At 67.9% G+C, this 17,920-nt stretch carries 17 protein-coding genes; 7 read left to right on the forward strand and 10 right to left on the reverse strand.

From position 1 onward, the window contains the following. Positions 1-40: 40 nt before the first annotated feature. The 5 genes from C457_RS19080 to C457_RS19100 all read right to left on the reverse strand — a co-directional run bounded on the left by C457_RS19080 (position 41) and on the right by C457_RS19100 (position 5,121). On the reverse strand, positions 41-844 hold the full coding sequence (locus C457_RS19080) for an ABC transporter ATP-binding protein (RefSeq protein ID WP_008097225.1): 804 nt from the start codon (positions 842-844) through the stop codon (positions 41-43). 6 nt (positions 845-850) lie between these two features. Continuing rightward, complete coding sequence (locus C457_RS19085; protein WP_008097226.1) at positions 851-2,035, reverse strand: hypothetical protein; 1,185 nt, start codon at positions 2,033-2,035, stop codon at positions 851-853. A gap of 222 nt (positions 2,036-2,257) precedes the next feature. Next, a complete protein-coding gene (locus C457_RS19090) occupies positions 2,258-2,563 on the reverse strand; it encodes a translation initiation factor (protein WP_008097228.1) in 306 nt (101 codons plus the stop codon). 97 nt (positions 2,564-2,660) lie between these two features. Next, a complete protein-coding gene (locus tag C457_RS19095) occupies positions 2,661-3,434 on the reverse strand; it encodes a helix-turn-helix domain-containing protein (RefSeq protein ID WP_004971611.1) in 774 nt (257 codons plus the stop codon). A gap of 109 nt (positions 3,435-3,543) precedes the next feature. Further along, positions 3,544-5,121 carry a helix-turn-helix transcriptional regulator gene (locus tag C457_RS19100; protein ID WP_008097231.1) on the reverse strand — a complete coding sequence of 526 codons (1,578 nt, stop codon included), beginning with the start codon at positions 5,119-5,121 and terminating at the stop codon, positions 3,544-3,546. A gap of 442 nt (positions 5,122-5,563) precedes the next feature. On the opposite strand from C457_RS19100, the gene C457_RS19105 reads away from it, so the two are divergent. From C457_RS19105 to C457_RS20740, 3 genes are all read left to right on the forward strand, one after another. After that, positions 5,564-5,953 carry a hypothetical protein gene (locus tag C457_RS19105; RefSeq protein ID WP_008097233.1) on the forward strand — a complete coding sequence of 130 codons (390 nt, stop codon included), beginning with the start codon at positions 5,564-5,566 and terminating at the stop codon, positions 5,951-5,953. A 351-nt stretch (positions 5,954-6,304) separates the two neighbouring features. Continuing rightward, a complete protein-coding gene (locus tag C457_RS19110) occupies positions 6,305-6,922 on the forward strand; it encodes a class I SAM-dependent methyltransferase (RefSeq protein WP_004971616.1) in 618 nt (205 codons plus the stop codon). Between the two features lie 120 nt (positions 6,923-7,042). Further along, complete coding sequence (locus C457_RS20740) at positions 7,043-7,204, forward strand: hypothetical protein (RefSeq protein WP_004971617.1); 162 nt, start codon at positions 7,043-7,045, stop codon at positions 7,202-7,204. A gap of 97 nt (positions 7,205-7,301) precedes the next feature. Here C457_RS20740 and C457_RS19115 read toward each other — a convergent pair whose 3' ends face one another. After that, entirely contained in the window at positions 7,302-8,303 is a 1,002-nt protein-coding gene (locus C457_RS19115; protein ID WP_008097235.1) for a PQQ-binding-like beta-propeller repeat protein, read from the reverse strand. A gap of 250 nt (positions 8,304-8,553) precedes the next feature. Next, complete coding sequence (locus C457_RS19120) at positions 8,554-9,342, reverse strand: helix-turn-helix transcriptional regulator (RefSeq protein ID WP_008097237.1); 789 nt, start codon at positions 9,340-9,342, stop codon at positions 8,554-8,556. Between the two features lie 196 nt (positions 9,343-9,538). Between C457_RS19120 and C457_RS19125 the strand changes: the two genes are divergently transcribed. Continuing rightward, the gene (locus C457_RS19125; protein ID WP_008097238.1) at positions 9,539-10,513 is read left to right on the forward strand and encodes a DMT family transporter; all 975 of its coding nucleotides are present in this window, start codon (positions 9,539-9,541) and stop codon (positions 10,511-10,513) included. A gap of 259 nt (positions 10,514-10,772) precedes the next feature. On the opposite strand, the gene C457_RS19130 is transcribed toward C457_RS19125, so the two are convergent. The 3 genes from C457_RS19130 to C457_RS19140 are packed head-to-tail and all read right to left on the reverse strand — an operon-like array spanning position 10,773 to position 13,298. Beyond that, on the reverse strand, positions 10,773-11,171 hold the full coding sequence (locus tag C457_RS19130) for a hypothetical protein (RefSeq protein ID WP_008097239.1): 399 nt from the start codon (positions 11,169-11,171) through the stop codon (positions 10,773-10,775). Next, positions 11,168-11,533: a phosphatidate cytidylyltransferase gene (locus C457_RS19135; protein ID WP_193363442.1), complete on the reverse strand. Its 366-nt coding sequence runs from the start codon at positions 11,531-11,533 to the stop codon at positions 11,168-11,170. Before C457_RS19135 ends, C457_RS19130 begins: the two co-directional genes overlap by 4 nt. Before the next feature lie 58 nt (positions 11,534-11,591). Beyond that, positions 11,592-13,298: a histidine kinase N-terminal 7TM domain-containing protein gene (locus tag C457_RS19140; protein WP_049913733.1), complete on the reverse strand. Its 1,707-nt coding sequence runs from the start codon at positions 13,296-13,298 to the stop codon at positions 11,592-11,594. A gap of 200 nt (positions 13,299-13,498) precedes the next feature. Between C457_RS19140 and C457_RS19145 the strand changes: the two genes are divergently transcribed. The 3 genes from C457_RS19145 (at position 13,499) to C457_RS19155 (ending at position 17,920) form a co-directional block, all read left to right on the forward strand. Continuing rightward, positions 13,499-15,484, forward strand: coding sequence for a helix-turn-helix domain-containing protein (locus C457_RS19145; protein ID WP_008097244.1), 1,986 nt, complete (start codon positions 13,499-13,501; stop codon positions 15,482-15,484). Positions 15,485-15,686: 202 nt separating this feature from the next. Beyond that, positions 15,687-16,310, forward strand: a complete 624-nt coding sequence (locus C457_RS19150) for a TasA family protein (RefSeq protein WP_049913744.1) — start codon at positions 15,687-15,689, stop codon at positions 16,308-16,310. A 104-nt stretch (positions 16,311-16,414) separates the two neighbouring features. Continuing rightward, positions 16,415-17,920, forward strand: coding sequence for a TasA family protein (locus C457_RS19155; protein WP_008097248.1), 1,506 nt, complete (start codon positions 16,415-16,417; stop codon positions 17,918-17,920).

Raw genomic sequence — 17,920 nt, forward strand, 5'->3', positions numbered from 1 at the left:
CCTCGAACAAGAACGGCGCGCGGCCGCCGCTTCGAGACGCTCACGCTCCGTGCCCCCCGTCAGCAGCCGTCTCGCCCGTGTCCTCGATGACGCCGTCGACGAGGTTCACCACGCGGTCGGCCTCCTCGGCGACGTAGGCGTCGTGGGTGACCGTGACGATGGCCACGTCCTCCTCGGCTCGGAGTTCGTCGAACAGGGCGAGGATTTCGTCGCCGGTGTCGCGGTCGAGGTTCCCGGTCGGCTCGTCGGCCAACAGGAGCGCGGGGTCGTTGATGAGCGACCGCGCGATGGCGACGCGCTGTTTCTGTCCCCCCGACAGCTCGTCGGGGTAGTGGTCGAGCCGGTCGCCGAGGCCGACCCGCTGAAGCAGTGTTTTCGCTCGCTCGCGCGTCTTCACCGGGGTCTTGTCGAGCATCCGCGGCATCTCGACGTTCTCCAGCGCCGTCAGCGTCGGAATCAGGTAGAAACTCTGGAACACGAAGCCGATTGCGCGCTTCCGCTTTCGGGTTCGGTCCGCGTCGGAGAACGTCGACACGTCCTGTCCCCGAAGACTGACCGCGCCGTCGGTCGGCACGTCGAGTAGGCCCAGCAGGTTGAGGAGCGTGGACTTCCCGCTCCCCGAGGGGCCGACGATGGCGACGAAGTCGGACGGCGCGATGCCGAAATCGATGCCTTTCAGCGCCCGGACGGTCTGGGTCCCCGTCTGGTACTCCTTCGTGACGTCTTCGCCGCGGAGTATCAGGTCGCCGGCGAGGCTCGCGGCGTCACTCGGGAGGTCCTCGCGGCCGGCCTCCGCCGGCTCTGTCGGCTCCGCCTCCTCGGAGTCGGAGATGTCCCATCTCATCTGTCGTCAGCTCCGCCAGCGATAGACGACCGCACCCACGAGGAGGACCGCGGCGGCACCGCCGACCGGGAGGAGCGGGAGCCCGCCCGCCCCCGAGTCCGGCACGGGGCGACGCATCGTCTGACGGTCGACGCTGACCGACGTGGTGACCGACTTCTCGACGCCGCCGACGCTGTACCGAACCTCGACGGGAACCGAAGAGACGTTGCCCTGTGCGGCGGTTCGGAGGGTGAACGACGAGAAGTCGCTCCCGTCGATGCTCCCGATGAAGTAGTTGCTTCGCTCGACGCTCGACGAGTCCGCGACGGAGACGACGACTCCCTCGACGGCGTCGGAGCCGACGTTCCCGGCGGTCGCCGAGATTTCGAGCGCGCCCCCGGCCTGCGTCGCCTGCACGTCGGTCAGGATGACCTGTCCGGGGTTCGTCGGAGAGCTAAACGCGGGGCGGTACGTGCGGGTGAGTTCGTGTTTCTCGCCGCGGCTCGAGTACTGGAGCGTCACGTTCACCGGGTACGACCCGGCCTCGTCGACCCGCGCGGGGAAGGTGAACGTCGTGGCGTTGCCCGCCTCCAGCCGCGGCTTCACGCGCTCGGTGACGCTGAAGTTCACCTCCGACGAGGAGGAGACGACCCGCAGTTGTCGAATGTCCTCGGTGAGTCCGTTCGAGACGGTGACGTTCACGGACCGAGTGGCACCGGGCACGGCCTCCTCGGTCGAGAGCTCTAGCTGCGGGCGGGAGACCTCCTTCACGTCGACGGTCACCGGGTACCGAACCCGGACGTGCGAGCCGTCGTTCTGTCTGCCGACCAGTACGACGCGGAGGTTTTTCGACCCGGGCTCGTCGAACGAGACGGCGACCGGGATGGTGATGCTCGACCCGATGGTTATCGTTCCCACGTCTTCGATGCGCGCGATGTCGGTGGGGCTTCCCTGTCGGCGGACGTAGACGTCGGTGACGTCGACGACGCTCGGGCTGTTCTCGCCGTTCCGAATCGTCACTTCGAGGTCGGTCTGTTCGCCGGGCGTCGGCTCCGCCGGCGCGACCGTCACGTCGGAGATTCCGATGTGCGCCTCGGCCGCTTTCGCCGGCCCCGTCGCCAGCGGAACGGCGACCGTCGAGAGCACGATGACCGCGACGAAGAGCCACGAGAGAACCGAGCCGACGCCGTCGTTCGGTTCCCGCGGACTCATCCGTTTCTCCTCACGTGATAATGTTGTCTTGCTGCCATCATTGGCTAGTCGAACTAGCCAGCTCCACATAAGTTCCTTGGTTTACATGTCTGTTGCCGAACCAGTCTTCCTGCTGGGTTCGCACTCGGTCGCTTCCCGGGAAAAACGCGGTCGGGGTGGCGTGGGGCGAGGTGCAGTAAGGTCAGGTAAGATGGTGGCGACTTCGACGGGCGGCGCCCGGAATCAGGTCTCGACGCCGAAGCCTTCGTTGCGGAGCGCGGCTTCGAGGCGCTCGCCGTGTTCGCCCTGTAGCTCGATACGTCCGTCGTCGGTCACGGTCCCGCCGACTGCGAGCCGTCGCTTCAGGGTCGACGCGAGGGCGTCCAGTTCGTCGGTCGGGAGGTCGAGGCCGTCGACCACCGTCACGGGCTTACCGTACCGTCGGGTGTCGACGCGAATCGACGCGCGCTGGTCCGCCCGCGCGAGGTCGTCGCCGATTCCGAGGTCGTCCGGCAGGCCGGTGATGTCGCTGAAAGTGTCCTTTCCCACGTATTCGGGTACGCGTCCGCGGCGTATCAGGATGTGGTTGGAATATTCCAACCCTCCTGTGGGCGTGTCCCGCGGGACGTTCGACCCGAGTCGTCGGTCACGCGCTCGCTTCGAGCTTTTCCGGGTCGACGCGCTCTTCGACCTCGGTGCCGAGCGTGCCGGTGACGAACTGCCGGGCCAGCCACGCCTCGGCGCGTGTCAGACGGTACTGGAGCGTCGAGTTCGGGATGTCGAGTTCCTCGGAAATCTCTTGGACGGTGTGCTGGCGCGGCGTCTCGTAGTAGCCGAACTCGACGGCGGCTTCGAGCGCCGCCTGCTGTTCCGGCGGGAGGCCGTCGGCGGAGACGCCCTCTTCGAGCCAGCATTCGGGTTCGCTGATGCGCTGGACGCTCAGCGAGAGGCCGTCGCTGAGGCTGTCTTTGACCTCCTCGTAAATCTCGCTCACCGTGTCGTCGTCGGAGATGAGCAGTCGCCACTGGTTTTGGGCCCCTCGGCGCTCGGCCTGCATCAGGAGACCGTCGCCGATGTGCTTCGCGGCGACGTGCGGAATCGACTGAATCCCGTCGCCCTCCTCGCGGCAGGAGTAGACGATGCGCCCGTTGGGCGTCTCCGAGAGCACCTCGTAGTCCCACTCGACGACCGGCGCGCCGCACATCCCGAGGACGCCGTTGCACCGGGTGGCCTGTTCGATAACCTCGTCGAACGCTTCGAGCGCCTCCGTCGGCCCGGTGAGGCGGTCGAGTCGCCACATCGACTCGCTCGTGGCGTGTATCGCCATGGTCTTGGAGTGTAAGTCCGGGTTCTCGATGAAGAGGTCCATCACCTCGTCGGCACCCCGCTCGTACTCGACGGTGAAGACGAATTCGCGCATGGATTCGAGGTAGTCGCCGAAGGCCTATAGCCTTGGTTGGTATGTTCCAACTTCGGCTCGCCGCCCGGGACCACGGGCTCGGGGCCCGAACTTCGGTCGCTCGCCCCGCTCAGGACTCGTCGAACGGCGACCGGGCGTGTTCGGGCACGTTCTCGGGGCGGGCAATGAGGTTCTCTCGGCCGAGGTTTATCTTGGCGACGCTGCCCTCGTCGGCCATCCGCGAGAGGACGCGGCTCACTTTCGACTTCGACCAGCCCGTTCCCTCGACGACCTTCGACTGCCGGAGTTGACCGCCGTTGTCGTCGAGGAGTTTGAGAATGCGCGTCTCGTCGTCGAGGAGTTCCTCCGGGCCGGGATAGGCGTCGGCGGTCGGCTCCGGGCGAACCGGGCCGTCGCTCCCGCCCGTTTGGACTGCGTCCGCCGCCGCCCCGTCGCGCCGGCCGGCGGTGCGGTCGGTCGCGCGAGAGCGAACGTCCGACAGCAGCGCCCGCACCTCGCTTCCGCGGACTCGCGCGCCGACGGCGACCAGGACGACCGCGACGGCCGCGACCGCGAGGACGAGTAGCCAGCCGTCGCCACCGAGCCCCAGCGACCCGACGACCGACCCCGGCGCGGCGTTCGGGTCCGACCCCGCTTCGACCTCCGCGCCGTCTCCGCGCCCGTCGCCGTCGGTGTCGCCGCGGTTCGGGTCGGTCCCGAGGACGTTGACCTCGCGGCCGTCGTCGAGACCGTCGCCGTCGGTGTCGGCGGCGGTCGGGTTCGTCTCGTATCGGTTGACTTCGGGGCCGTCTTCGAGGCCGTCGCCGTCGGTGTCGGCGGCGGTCGGGTCCGTCTCGTGGACGTTGACCTCGGGGCCGTCTTCGAGGCCGTCGCCGTCTGTGTCGGCCTCGGTCGGATTCGTCTCGTAATCGTTGACTTCCGCGCCGTCGTCGAGGCCGTCGCCGTCGGTGTCGGCGGTCGTCGGGTCCGTGCCGTGGGTCGTCACTTCCGCGCCGTCGTCGAGACCGTCGCTGTCGGTGTCGGTTTCGGTCGGGTTGCTCCCCTGCTCGTTGACCTCGACGCCGTCGCTGAGTTCGTCGCCGTCGGTGTCCGTGTTCGTCGGGTCGGTCTCGTAGCGGTTCACCTCCTCGCCGTCGGGCACGCCGTCGGTATCGGTGTCGGCGACGAGCACGTCCGTACCGCGGTCGAGTTCGTCCCGGTTGCCGAGGCCGTCGCCGTCGGCGTCCCCGGCCGGCGCGAGCACCGTGACGCCGTGGCTCGCCTGCGCGACCGGCTCGCCGCCCCCGCCGGGTCTGACGACGGCGGTCAGAGTTCGGTCGCCGGTCGCGTTCACCGGCCACGTCGTGAAGGCGAACTCGACGCGCCGCTCATCGCTCGCGTTCGCCCCCGCGCTCCCGAGCGGTTCGCACGCCAACAGCATCGTCGAGCCGTCGTCGAGGTCGGTCTGTAGGCAGACCTCGTAGTCGTCGCTGTCGGATGCGACGGCCACCGAAACCGTCGACGGCTGCCACGAGGCGACGTACGTCCGGCCGTTCTCGGTCGCGACGACGCCCGCGCCGGCGTGGTCGACCGCACCCACCTCGACGCCGTCCGCCGCGACGACGGCGACCGGTGAGAGGCCTGCCGCGACGACGAGCAACGTCACGACGAGCGCCCACCCGACCCGCGAGACGCGTTTGACTGGCATGTGTTCGCTCCTTATCTGTCGACTCTGCTAGTGTATAATGTTTTGTTTATATGTCCATTGGGCATTTTACAACCTTTTTGAAAGTCAATTTACCAAGAATGTTTCCAAATCGTGAATTATGTACCGGTCGTCGCGGTGCGGACGCGGCGTCGGTCTCGGCCGTCGTCGCTGAGATTCACGGGCGCGTCTCTCGCCTCTCGACGGGCCTCGGTCGCCGCTTGTCGCCGCTCGCGCTCGCCCCCTGTCGTCTCTCGCCCGGTCGCCCCTCTGACGTGAGGTAACCGACGTACAGAACCGCTTTCGTCGGCGCTCGCCGCGCCGGAAAACGTTCCGTTAATCCGACTGAAACGGTCGAAACGGTCAGGCGAAACGGTTGCTCGGGAGAGAACGGTCGGGACGACTCTTCCCCATTATCATCCGCCGAGCGATACTGCTGACTGCGATGCGCGAAACCCTCACTCGACGGCAGTTCGGTGCCGGAGTCGCCGCGGCGACCGTCGCCCTCGCCGGCTGTACGGACACGGGCGGGAGCGGCGGCCCGGTGAACGGGACGAACGGCACGGACGCCGAACCCGCGGTCGGCGGCACCGAGACGACCGCAGAGACTGGTGGTGTCGAAGCGACAACCGAAGACGAGACCACGACGGAAGAAACGACGATGGAAACCACCGAGACGACGACGATGGAGACGACCGACTCGTCGCTCGACAACTCGACGACGGCGAACGAGACGGCCGAAAACGAGACCACGGCGAACGAGACATCGACGAACGAGACGACCGAAAACGAAACGACGACCGAAAACGAAACGACGACCGACGACTCGGCGTGACGGCCGCGGTCGACCCGATGACCCGCTGACGCCCGCGCCGCGACCGAGGCACGGCACGCTCGACTGGTACACCCGACTGCTCGTGCCCGCACCGGCGCTCACCCTCTCCAGCCCTCCACGGCACACTCGCACCCAGTCACCCCCGCGGGACATCCGAATCCCCCTGACGCACCCCTCCAAATTCGGTCCCCCTGACGCAGCCCTTCGCCCGTGCCCTCCAGCACGCCTTCACCGCGCCCTCCAGCGCACCCACCCCAGTCGGAGTCACCCGATTTTCGGAACTTCCCCCGCACGTCGTACCGGCGGCGCGCACTCCGCGGAACATTTACCCGCCCGTTCGCTACTCGGGGTATGGACGCAGACGACAACCACCGCGGGTGGGCCGAGCGCTCCGGCGACTTCTCGCCGGAGTACTACGCCCAAATCGGCCCGAACGAGGTCAGCGAGACGCTCGCGACCGTGTTCGAGCACTACGCGGCGGAAGACGCGTCGGTTCTCGAACTCGGCTGTAGTTCCGGTCGCCACCTCGCACACCTGCGCGACCGCGGCTACGAGGACCTCACCGGCATCGACATCAACGACGACTCCTTCGAGGTGATGGCCGAGTACTTCCCCGAACTCGTCGACACCGGCACGTTCCTCACCGGCGCAATCGAGGACCTGCTTCCCGACTTCCCCGACGACAAATTCGACGTTATCTACTCCGTCGAGACGCTCCAGCACGTCCACCCCGACGACACGTGGGTGTTCGAGGAAATCGCCCGCGTCTCGTCGGACCTCGTGATAACCGCCGAGAACGAGGGTAACGGACCGACCCGCGGACGCTCCGGCTCAGAGGTGAGCTACGTCAACGACGACTTCCCGCTGTATCACCGCAACTGGAAGGACGAGTTCTCCGACCTCGGCCTCGCGCAACTCCTCTGCGAACCGGGCAAGCGCGACACGGTTCGCGTCTTTCGGGTTCTCTAACACTGGTCGCCGTCGGTCCCGTCTCAGCGGCCGATACCGCGCCATCGACAGGCCTCCTCTCGCTCGCTTGTCGCACTCACAAATTGTTTCAACCAAGCCGGCGAACTGAGCGTGCTGACCATGTACACGATGTCCAGCGACGACTTCAGCGTTCACCTGCGCGACTGCGACGAGGCCGGCTCCGGGATTCCCATCACCAGCCTCCCGGACGAAGTCACCTCTCTGGACGACCTGCCGTGTTCCTGCTGGGACGAGTTCGACTCGTTCGACGAACTCGAGTGACGGCCGGGGCGCGAGGGCATCGTTCGGTCGTGGTTTCGGACGCCGACGCACCGCGCGCTCGGCGGGGCTCGTTTTGACGGCGACGGTTTCCTGTGAGTCACGAGTCCGGCGAGAGTGCCCAGAGTGTCCCCTCGCCTGTCTGTGCGAACGCCTGCGCCCCGGCCGCGCCGAGAAGGTAGCCGTCCGTCGAGAGCGTCGTCTCGAACGGGTCGAAAAACGACGCGCCGCGAGACCAGCGAATCCGGCCCGCACGGGTTCCGACGACGAACGCCTCTTCGGTCGAGGCGGTTCGCTCGACCGGGCTGTCGAAGCGGACTTCGTACCGCTCCGAGCCGTCCCGAACCGCGAGTTCGTACAGCGTCCCGAAGGTGTCCGACGGCGGTTCGTCCGTCCCCTCAGCGACCAGAACCGTCGAGCCCCGCTCGTGGACGCCGACCACCTGCGCGCCGCCCCCGAACGAGGTGCGCCACCGGAGCGACCCGTCGGCCGCGTCGAGCATGGCGATGTCGCCGCCGCCACCGGCGTAGACGCTGCCACCAGCCGGAATCGGCCCCACGTCGGCCCAGTCCCAACGGTCCGGCTGCCACGCCCACCGGAGGCTCCCGTCGTCGGGCGCCATCGCGAAGACGCCCTCGTCGTCGCCGTAGTAGACCGCTCGCTCGTCGGCGAACAGTTGGTCCTGCGGGGCGACGGCGATGGTAAACCCGACGCCATCGACCGCCGATTGTTCCCAGCGGACCGCGCCGTCGTCGGTCGCAAGCGCCGCGAGCGTCCCGTTCGCCGCGTACAGCGTGTCGCCCGCGGCGGCCATCGCCGAGGCGATGTTCCCGACGGTCTGAGACCACCGATGGCTCCCGCTTTTGGCGTCGAACGCACGGACTCGCCCGCGCCCCGCTCCGAGTTTCTCGCCCGCGTACACCGACCCGCCAGCGGCGAGGAGCCCCGTCGGGCGGCCGAAGTCGTGGTCCCACAGGCGCTCGCCGCTCTCTCGGTCGAACGCGACGACCCGCCCCTCGTCGATGTCGCCGTCCCGATGGCCGATGACGGCGACGACCCCCTCAGTGACCGACGGTGGGGAGAGGACGCTCGGTTCGGGCACGGACGCAGACCAGTCCGTCCCGTCGGGTGACCGGAACTGTCGGAGCGACGAACAGCCGGCGAGTCCGCTGGCGAGAGCGGTCCCTGCGGCGGCGAGAAACGCGCGACGCGACGGAGAGTCGGAATCGGAGGGAACGCGCGATGGAGGGGACGAAGGCGAGGGCATACGTCGGCTTCTCGCAGGTTGCCGATATGTATTGTGGGTCGGTGGGTGGGGCGACGACGCGGTGGCTCCCCAGCGAGCGTCGCTTTTAGAGTCGGTCGAGGTCGAGCGGCTCCGCCGCCTCCCAGTACCGCTCGAACAGTTCGTCGGCCCACGCGAGCACTTCAGGTTCGGTCACGTCGATAGAGGCTTGGAGGATGCCGTTGTCGTCGCGGAGGAACAGGTGGACGGTCGCGTCGGCGATGGTCGCGGCCATCGGAATCGGCTCGTCGGTGATGCGGACGGCGGCCGCGTCGGCGTCGAGGAGGTCGCGGAGCTGTTCGCGCAGTTGGGAGTCGTGGGCGAGCGCGTCGATGGCGTCCGCCGAGAAGACGCCCTCGAACCGCTGGTCGCCGGCGGCGGTCCGCTCTCTGACGATGTCGAGGTTCTGCTCGTTGAACGCGTAGGAGAAGATGCGCACGTCTTCGGCCTCGCTCAGGAGGGACACCGCGCGCTTGACGGGCGCGTTCGGCCGAACCTGACTCGGCGTGGTAATCGTGGCCCCGGTGAGGTGTTCGAGGTCGAACGTGATGGCGTCGGTCGGGAGCCACTCGACGACCGGCCGGAGTTTGGCGTCGGTGTCGAGGATGTCGACGAGGTCGTCGAACCCCCGCGAGACGAGTTCGCCGGTCACCGTCGCCCGGTACGCGCCGTCCTCGCGGACGAGCCACGACCGGTCTTCGAAGTCGCTGAGAACCCGACCCATTGTCGGCTGCGACGCCCCGGTCCGCTCGACCAACTCGCGCCGGGAGTGCGGCCGCTCGGCGAGGTATCTGAGCGCGTCGACGCGGTTCTGCGAGAGCGCGAGAAACGCTATTTCGTCTAATGCCGACTCCATGCGGCGGGGTTGTGCGCGCTCGGATATACTTCTTTCGTGGCGCGAAATAATTTCACAGAATGAATCATCCTCGTCCGCCGCGGACTTTTCTTGCTATGAATTGATTTCTGAATCAAACTATACGTGGGGGAGTTGTATGACTCTCTAAGATGCGTTCACTTCACTCTGCGTTCGGTCTCTCGGTCGGTGGTGTCGAATGGTGACGGCGACGCGCCGGCGGTTCGTCCTGTTCGCGTTGACGGCGTTCTTCTTCGGCGGGACGTTCGTCGCCGCGAAGGCGGGCCTCGACTACCTCCCGCCGCTCCTGTTCGTCGCCCTCCGGTTCGACATCGCGGCGGTATTGCTCGTCGGCTACGTCGTCGCGACCCGGCCGCGCGCCGAACTGCTCCCGCGGTCCGTCCGCGACGTGGTCGGCATCCTCGCCACCGGCGTGTTCGTCATCGGCCTCGCCAACGCTCTCCTGTTCGTGGGACAAGAGCACGTCTCCAGCGGCGTCGGGTCGATTATCTTCAGCCTCAACCCGATTCTGACGCCCGTGTTCGCCATGGCGCTTCTCGCCGACGAGCGACTCTCCACGCGGGGCGCGCTCGGGATGCTCATCGGCCTCCTCGGCGTCGGCCTCGTCGTCGGCGTCGACCCCGCGAACCTGCTCGGCGGCGAGGCGCTCTGGAAGGGCGTCGTCTTCCTCGGCGCGGTCAGCGGAGCGCTCGGGACCGTGCTCATCCGCTGGGCCGACACGTCGCTTTCGAGCACCGTCCGCACGGCGTGGGCGCTCCCCGTCAGCGCGGCGCTCACCCACGGCATGAGCGTCGCCTCCGGCGAGTCGTTCGCCGCGGCCACGTGGTCGCCGACGGCCCTCCTCGCGCTCGCCTACGTCGGCGTCTTCGCCGGCGCGGTGGCCTACCTCACCTACTTCGGCTTCCTCGACGATGTGGGTCCGATTCGCGGCAACCTCGTCTTCTACGCCGTGCCCATCGTCGCGACGCTCGGGGGGACGGTGCTCCTCGGCGAGTCGATTTCGACGCTCACCGTCGTCGGCTTCGCGACCATCTTCACCGGCTTCGCCGTCCTCGCGACGGAATCGCTCCTCGGCGAGGTCGCGCGCGTCTACGGGAAAATCGAGTCTCGCGTGGTCAGTCTCGCCGGGCACGGGGCTCCGGGACGCGACTGAGTCGCGGACGGGTCACTCGCGGAAGTAGAACTGAGAGGGGGTAGAGATGTAGGGGCGGACCCATCGAGCGGCGGTCCGAGGGGGCAGGGTCGGAGTACCGTTGGCACGGGATGGGCCGCCTGTCTGTGCTGTTATGTCACCGGTCCGCCGACCAGACAGCGTCGAGCGGACACGTAAGAGTTGTCTGCCACCTAAGTAGTCTTTCTGGCCCGGTTCTCAAAAACGGCCGACTGCGTCAGCTTTCACCCGTCCGTCCGTGTTATCGATACGAGAGCGCGACCGCTCCGAGCGCGGAAATCAGACAGAAGTTCCCGACGCCGATGAGGAACAGTTCGTTCGAGCCAGACGTGTCGACCACGATGACCGCCGCGAACGCCGCGATGCCGAGGGCAAACAGGGCGACGCCGAGATAGCGGTCGTATCGCGGGTCGTAGTCGAGTTCGGCCAGACGCAAGAGCGGTCCCGGCTCGGGCGACTCGTCGCTCCGAGCGTCGCGGACTTTCCCGCGAAGGTGCAGAAGCACCATGCCGGTCGCGCTGGTCCAGACGGCCCCGCCCGCGAGGTCGACCTGCGGGTCGTCGAAGGCGACGACGAGTCCCACGACGAGCGACGCGACGGCTATCGTCCCCGACACGGTCGTCTCGCTCAGCCTCGTCATTCGAAATCGAGCCGAAGATAGCTCGCTCCGTGTCGGTAGTTGTACGCCTCGACGACGACGCCGACCGCCGAGAGGATGGCGAGGACGCCCCACAGGAGATTCGACAGCGCGCCACTGGCGTACCCGCCGGCGAACAGCAGCGTCGTGTACACTGCGGAGGCGAGGGGGAACGCGGGATGCTCGCGGAAGGCATCGATTGCGCCCGTGGCCATGTAGACGAGGGGGAGCAGTCCCATGGCCGCGAGCGCCGGACTGACCGACTCGTCGGTGAGAGACAGTAGAGCGACGAGCACGACGGCGACGACCGCGAAAACGGCCAGTCGCCACCGACTGACGTCGGTGTGGAGAACGGCGGAGGGCATCCCGTTCATATATTTCTGCTGACCTTTTGAGTGTTGGGACTGTGCAGTCGTCCCGCTCTCAGGCCCTCCGCAGGCGGACGACGAAAACCGCGCCGCGGGGGTCGTTGTCCTCGACCCACACGTCGCCGCCGTAGCCGCTCACGATGGTGTCGACGAGGTAGAGCCCGAGACCGGTTCCGGGGCTTTCGAGGCCCTTCTCGCCGCGGCCGAACACCTCCTCTTTTCGGTCGTCGGGGATGCCCGGTCCGTTGTCGGCGATTCGGACGAGCGCCTCGTCGTCCCGGACCTCGACCGACACGTCGATTTCGGCCGGGTCGGCGTCGTTGTGCCGCACCGCGTTCGTGAGGAGGTTGCGGAAGACGGTCCCCAGCATGTCGTCGGCGACGACGGTCACGTCCGGCGGCTCGCCGGGGAGCGAGACCGCGGCCTCGGACGTTCCGTCGCGAACCGCGCTCGCCTCGGCCCACAGCGGCCCGGCGAGCGTCGTCGGCCGGTTCGTCTCCTCGTCGTCGAGCATCGTGGCCATGAGGTTCCGGACGTTCTCGGTGAGTTCGGTGGCGTGCTCGCCGCTCCTGATTATCGCGTCGAGGCGCTCGCGAACCACCTCGTCGTCGACCGACTCCTCGACCAACTGGGCGTTGCCGAGGATGACGGCCATGTCGTTGCGGATGTCGTGGCGGATTATCTGGTTGAGCAGGGTGAGCTTCTCGTTCTGGGAGAGAATCGTCTGCTTTTGGCGGTGTAACTCGGTCACGTCGCGGAGGACGATGACCCATCCGATGGTCTGGTCGCCCCGCTCGAGCCGCTGGGACCGGGCGCTGAGGTACACCGTCTCGCCGTCCTCTCGCGTGGTCCTGACGCTGTCGTTGCTCTCGGTCGTCAGGTCGAGGTCCGGCGAGACCCCCGTGAGCGGGTCGCCGACGGCCGCGCCGAAGCGCTCCAAGAGCGCCGCGCCGCGGTCGTTGACGTGGACGATTCGCTCGTCGGCGTCGAGGACGAACACCCCGTCGGGCGACTCCTCCATCGCGGTCGTGTAGGCGATGGGCGGCAGGTCGAGAAACCGGTAGCGGAAGAGCGCGACGCCGATAGCGGCCGACGTGACGGCCGCCGAAGTTGGCACGAGGTTCACGCCGTCGCTACTGAACGGGGGGATTCCGAACGTGGTGCAGGCCACGAAAACGAACGGGGCGGCGAGGCCGACGCTCACCAGCACCGCCTGCGGGATGTACGGCCGTCCGAGCCGAACCGCCTCGTAGAGGATGAGCGCGACGGCCAGCACGGAGAGCACCGCGTTGTAGAGCAACTGCAACACCACGTGGCCGAGGCCGACGTCGACCCGCATGACGACGACGCCGTTCGTCTCGACGAGGCGCGTCCCCTCGATGGCGAGGTCGTGGGGATTCGCGAACAGGAGCGCCAGAAAGACCACCGGAACGGCCATGAGCGCCGCGACCACTCCGGGCGTGACTCGGCGAATCCGGTCGGTGTGAAGGAGCGTAAAGAGGAGCGCGAGCGCGCCGAGCGGCGCGACGCCGAAGTAGAGGAACCGGTAGAAAAGCAGCTTCAGCGACGGGTCGGTCTGCAGGAGTTTGAGTGCCGAAAACCCGGTCCAGAGGACGAGCCCGACGTTCACGGCGAAGAACGCGCCGAGGTCGGACGACCGCCCGTGGAGCCGCATGTGCCGAAGGCTGTAGACACCTAGCAGCGCCGAGGTAATCATCGCAAAGAGGGTCGGCAGCGCGAAGACGGTGTATTGCCACCCCATCTCTCACCGCCCCCAACCGCCGCTCGCGTCCATCGGTGCGTGTTCTGTTCCCGCTCTGGTATTTAGAAGTACTTGTTCGGAAGCCGATTCCGCCTCGATATCGGCGTAAACCGTCCTAGGGTTCCCAGTTCCCCGATTCCCTCGGGTTCGTCACCCGAACAGTTTATCTCAGTCGCTGTGCCACGGACGGCCGAACCGCCGTGACCGAGACGACAGACGAGACGAGCGCGGACCCCGTCGCGGTCCTCCTCGTCGACGACAACCGCGACTGGCTGACGCTCGTGGTACAGCGACTCCACGAGGAGGCCCCCGACTTCGACGTTCGGGCGGCCAACAGCGTCGACGGGGCGCTCGACCGCCTCACCGACGACGTGGAGTGCGTCGTCAGCGACTACTACATGCCCGGACGAACGGGTATCGAACTGCTGGCGGCGGTCCGCGAAGACCGACCGGACCTCCCGTTTCTCCTCTTTACCGGCGCCGGAAACGAGGGGCTCGCCAGCAGCGCGCTGTCGGCCGGCGCGGACGACTACATCGTCAAGACGAGCGTCGACGACAGCGCCGCAGCGCTCGCCACGCGTGTCCGAACCGCGGTCGACAAGCACCGGACGGAGCGCGCGCTCGCGGAGAGCGAAGCGCGCTACCGGACGCTCGTCGAGAGCGTCCGCGACGCCATCTTCGTCGCTCGCGACGGCGGCGTCGTCCTCGTCAACGATGCGGCGACGACGCTCACCGGCTACGACCGCGCGGCGCTCCTCGCCGACGACATCGTCGAGACGGTTGTCCACCCGGACGACCGGGTCCGCGTCCGCGACGCGCTCGACCTGTCGGCCCCGCAGTCGCTCGACATCCGCATCCGCACCCGCGACGGCGAGACCCGCCACTGCATCCTCGACGTGGACCACGTCGTCGACGACGGCCTGCCCGGCAGTATCGGCGTCCTCCGCGACATCACGGCGCAGGTCCACCACCAGCGCCGACTCGAACGCGAGCGCGACACGAAGGAGGCGATTCGCGAGATTCTCGTCCGACAGTCCTCGCGGGTGGAGGTCGCGGAGGCGTTCTGCCGGTACATCGGGAGCGACCCCGACACCACCGTGGCGTGGGTTGGCGAGCGGACCGCGGGCGGCGGACTCGACCCGCTCGCGGTCGAAGGCGACGGGTCGTACCTCCGGGCCGCCGGCGTGCTCGACGCCGACGCGGCCGCGCGGCGCGACTCGACCGAACCGAGCCTGACCGCCTTCCGCGAGGGGGGAACAACCGTTCGCACAGTCGGTGCAGAAGCGTCACACCCCGGGAGCCCCGACGCTGATTCCGACCGGCGCTGGGTCGAGGCCGCGTCCGCGGCCGGAATCGAAACTGCGGTCGCAGTCTCGCTCCGATACGGCGGCGTCGACTACGGCGTCCTCGGCGTCTACCGCCGCGGTGCCGACGACGACCGCGAGCGCCGGCGGTTCGAAGAACTGGCGGAGACGCTCGGGTACGCCCTCAGCACCGCCGAGAGCCGGGAGGCGCTCGTGGCCGACGAGGTCGTCCGCGTCCGACTCAGCGTCCGCGACGGCGGTGCGGGGGTTCTGGCGGTCGGCGACGCCCTCGGTCGGGACGCGGAACTCGTCGTCCACACGGTGTTGCCCCGCGGCGACAGCGAGCGCTACTTCGTGACGGTTCGCGGGGCGACCGAGGCCGCGGTGACCGACGCGTTGGCGAGTCTCGACGGCGTGACGCCCGGGGGCGTGGTGGCCGAGGACGAAGTTGTCAGGGCGCAGTTCGACACGGCCGCGCCCTCTTTCGGGACGGCCATCGCCGACGCGGGCGGCGTCCTCCAGCGCGTCGTCGTGGCCGCCGGCGAGGCGACGGTCGTCGTCGACCTCCCCCGGCGGCGACCGGCCGGCCCGTTCGTCGAGGCGCTCGCAGCCGGGTTCGACAGCGTCGTCATGACCGCGCGGAACCACCGCTCCGTCGAGTCCGATATCGGGGCCAGCGTGTTGGCCGGACTCACAGACCGACAGCGCGAGTCGCTCGAAGTCGCGTACCGAACGGGCTACTTCGAGCGTCCGAAGCGCCGCAGCGCCGCCGAGGTCGCCGAGGCCATCGGCGTCTCGCGGTCGACGTTCACCCAACACCTCAGGGCGGCCCAGCGGAAGGTCTTCGCCGAGCTGTTCGACGGCGAGCCCGGCGACGTGTAATCCAGTCGAGCCGACACGCCCGGTCGGTCCTCGTCTCATCTCTCCCCTGACGAAGGCTATCACGTCACCCGGTTTTTGCCGGATACCGCATAGTGGTGGTATCGAATTATTGCCGCCTAATCGAGTAGCTATCTCTGAAGGTCACCCCACCCAGAACGTCACGGAAGGGAGTGGGTGTATGGTGGGCCGCACGGAGAAACCGATGCCAGAGAAAGTATTCAAACTCACACGACGCCGCGCCCTCGGGGGACTCCTCACGATCGGTGCGGGAAGCGCCGCAGCCGGGGTGGGCACGTTCGCCCTCTTCAACGACACCGAATCGAGCACCGAGAACACGCTCCAGGCGGGGACGCTGAGCCTCGCCGACGGAGCCAGTTCCGCGAGCTTCAGCGCCACGGGCCTCGCGCCCGGCGACGAGACCGACACCTTCGAAGTGGACCTCGAAAACGACGGGACGCTCGACGGGAGCCTCGACATCGACCTCGCGCTGACCGAAAACGACAGCGACGCCACGGCCGGCGACGACGGCGACGCGGACGCCTCGGTGGCGGACCTCGCGGGCGTCCTCGACGTGACGACGTTCGAAGTCGGGAGCCTCGACGTGCTCGCCGACCGCTTCGGTGGGTCGGCTACCCTCGCGGACGTGGTCGCCAACAACGCCGGCGAGGACGACGACTCCAACGTCCGAGACATCGCGCTCGCGTCCGGCGAGACCAAGACGTTCTCCTTCGCGCTGGAGATGCAGGAGAGCGCCGGCAACGAGTTCCAGGCCGACGGCCTCGACATCCAGTTCGACTTCGAGCTGAACCAGCGGGACAGCCAGTAACCACACTCGCGTTCGCGGGCGACGCAGACGACGCACCCGGTCGCAGTCGACCGAGTTCACCTCTTTCGTCCCGACCCGCCGGACGCACTCACCGACGCCACTCGATGCCGAAACAGACACCAACGCTGACGCTCACTCGACGCCGATTCCTCGGCGGCCTCTTCACGATTAGCGCCGGGAGCGCCGCCGCGGGCGTTGGCACGTACTCGGCGTTTTCCGACACCGAGCGCGCCGACGCGTCGTTCGGCGTCGGCACGCTCGACCTGACGGTCGACGGCGACGACGAGCGACTCACGTTCCTCGAAGAGTCCGGCCTCGCGCCCGGCGACAGCGGCACCGCGTCGGTGACGCTCCGCAACCGCGGGTCGCTCCCGGGTTTTCTCGACATCGACGTACTCGGTGTCACCGACGACGAGAACGGCCAGTCGGAGCCCCCGTCGCAGAACGACCCCCGCGTCGGGGACGGCGAACTCGCGCAGGCGCTCGAAGTCCGCGCGTGGCTCGAAGCCCCGGACGGGTCGAAGACGTTCCTCTGCGGCAGTTCCGACTACGCGATCCTCGACTCGATGTTCGTCGCAGACGAGACGTTCGACCTCGACTACGAACTCGCCCCCGGCGAGTCCGTCGAGTTCGTCATCGCGTGGCGGCTCCCGTCGAGCGCCGGCAACGAGGTCGCCTCGGACGTCGCGGGCGTCGACCTCCGGTTCGCGCTCGACCAGCGGGCCGACGACGACGGCGACGCCACTTGCGAGGTCGACGACGACGGTGACGACGATGACGACAATGGCGACGGTGACGACGATTCGGCGTCCGGTTCCGGCGACGCCCGCGCCGCGATGGGCGGGTGGGACTGGGCGACGCTCGCTCGCTACGGCGACCCCGAAGACGGCTCCGCCCCCGGTAACTCGGAGCCGGAGAACTACGAAGTCGCGGTGCTGAAGCGCTCCGGACGCTCCGAGACCCGCGTCCACAAGCAGAACGACCACTGGCAGCACGCGTGGTCCTCGGGACGGACCGAGTCGTTCCGGGTCGACTTCGACGGCAGCAAGGTGACGATGACCATCGGCGGCACCGAGTACCCGGACAAGAACGGGCGGAAGGCGCAGGGCGTCGGCGCGGACGACGTGGTCGCGCTCGGCGTCACGGTCTCCGCCTCGGCCGCCGGGTCGTCGGTCACGGTCTCGGACCTCGAACTCTCCGCGGACGGGGAGACGAGCGCCCTCGCCGACGTCTCGGTCGACGCGACCGGCACGAGCCACGTCCGCATCGACCGCGAGATTGACGGGTCGTTCTCGCTCACGGGGACGCTCCGGTTCTCGTGGGATGCTGACGAAGATATCGACCCCGACGACCTCGTGGTTCGGGTCGACGTCAAGACGGGCGACGATGACGGCGACGACAGTCATCACGACGACAGAGATGGCGACGATGACGACCACGGTCACGACGGTGACGGTGGCTCGGACAGCGATGACGACGACGGTGAAGACGAGGACGGCAACGAGAACGACGACGAGGACGGCAACGAGAACGACGACGACGATGACGACGGAGACAGTGATGACGATGAAGCGGATGATGACGACGACGATGACGACGGAGACGACTGA

Source organism: Haloferax prahovense DSM 18310 (assembly GCF_000336815.1).
Taxonomy (GTDB): domain Archaea; phylum Halobacteriota; class Halobacteria; order Halobacteriales; family Haloferacaceae; genus Haloferax; species Haloferax prahovense.

Coding starts and splice junctions, on each gene's coding strand:
- C457_RS19085 (WP_008097226.1), bottom strand. CDS start 2,035: ATGAGTCCGCGGGAACCGAACGACGGCGTCGGCTCGGTTCTCTCGTGG.
- C457_RS19095 (WP_004971611.1), bottom strand. CDS start 3,434: ATGCGCGAATTCGTCTTCACCGTCGAGTACGAGCGGGGTGCCGACGAG.
- C457_RS19100 (WP_008097231.1), bottom strand. CDS start 5,121: ATGCCAGTCAAACGCGTCTCGCGGGTCGGGTGGGCGCTCGTCGTGACG.
- C457_RS19120 (WP_008097237.1), bottom strand. CDS start 9,342: ATGGAGTCGGCATTAGACGAAATAGCGTTTCTCGCGCTCTCGCAGAAC.
- C457_RS19155 (WP_008097248.1), top strand. CDS start 16,415: ATGCCGAAACAGACACCAACGCTGACGCTCACTCGACGCCGATTCCTC.
- C457_RS19080 (WP_008097225.1), bottom strand. CDS start 844: ATGAGATGGGACATCTCCGACTCCGAGGAGGCGGAGCCGACAGAGCCG.
- C457_RS19140 (WP_049913733.1), bottom strand. CDS start 13,298: ATGGGGTGGCAATACACCGTCTTCGCGCTGCCGACCCTCTTTGCGATG.
- C457_RS19105 (WP_008097233.1), top strand. CDS start 5,564: ATGCGCGAAACCCTCACTCGACGGCAGTTCGGTGCCGGAGTCGCCGCG.
- C457_RS19125 (WP_008097238.1), top strand. CDS start 9,539: ATGGTGACGGCGACGCGCCGGCGGTTCGTCCTGTTCGCGTTGACGGCG.
- C457_RS20740 (WP_004971617.1), top strand. CDS start 7,043: ATGTACACGATGTCCAGCGACGACTTCAGCGTTCACCTGCGCGACTGC.
- C457_RS19150 (WP_049913744.1), top strand. CDS start 15,687: ATGCCAGAGAAAGTATTCAAACTCACACGACGCCGCGCCCTCGGGGGA.
- C457_RS19110 (WP_004971616.1), top strand. CDS start 6,305: ATGGACGCAGACGACAACCACCGCGGGTGGGCCGAGCGCTCCGGCGAC.
- C457_RS19135 (WP_193363442.1), bottom strand. CDS start 11,533: ATGCCCTCCGCCGTTCTCCACACCGACGTCAGTCGGTGGCGACTGGCC.
- C457_RS19130 (WP_008097239.1), bottom strand. CDS start 11,171: ATGACGAGGCTGAGCGAGACGACCGTGTCGGGGACGATAGCCGTCGCG.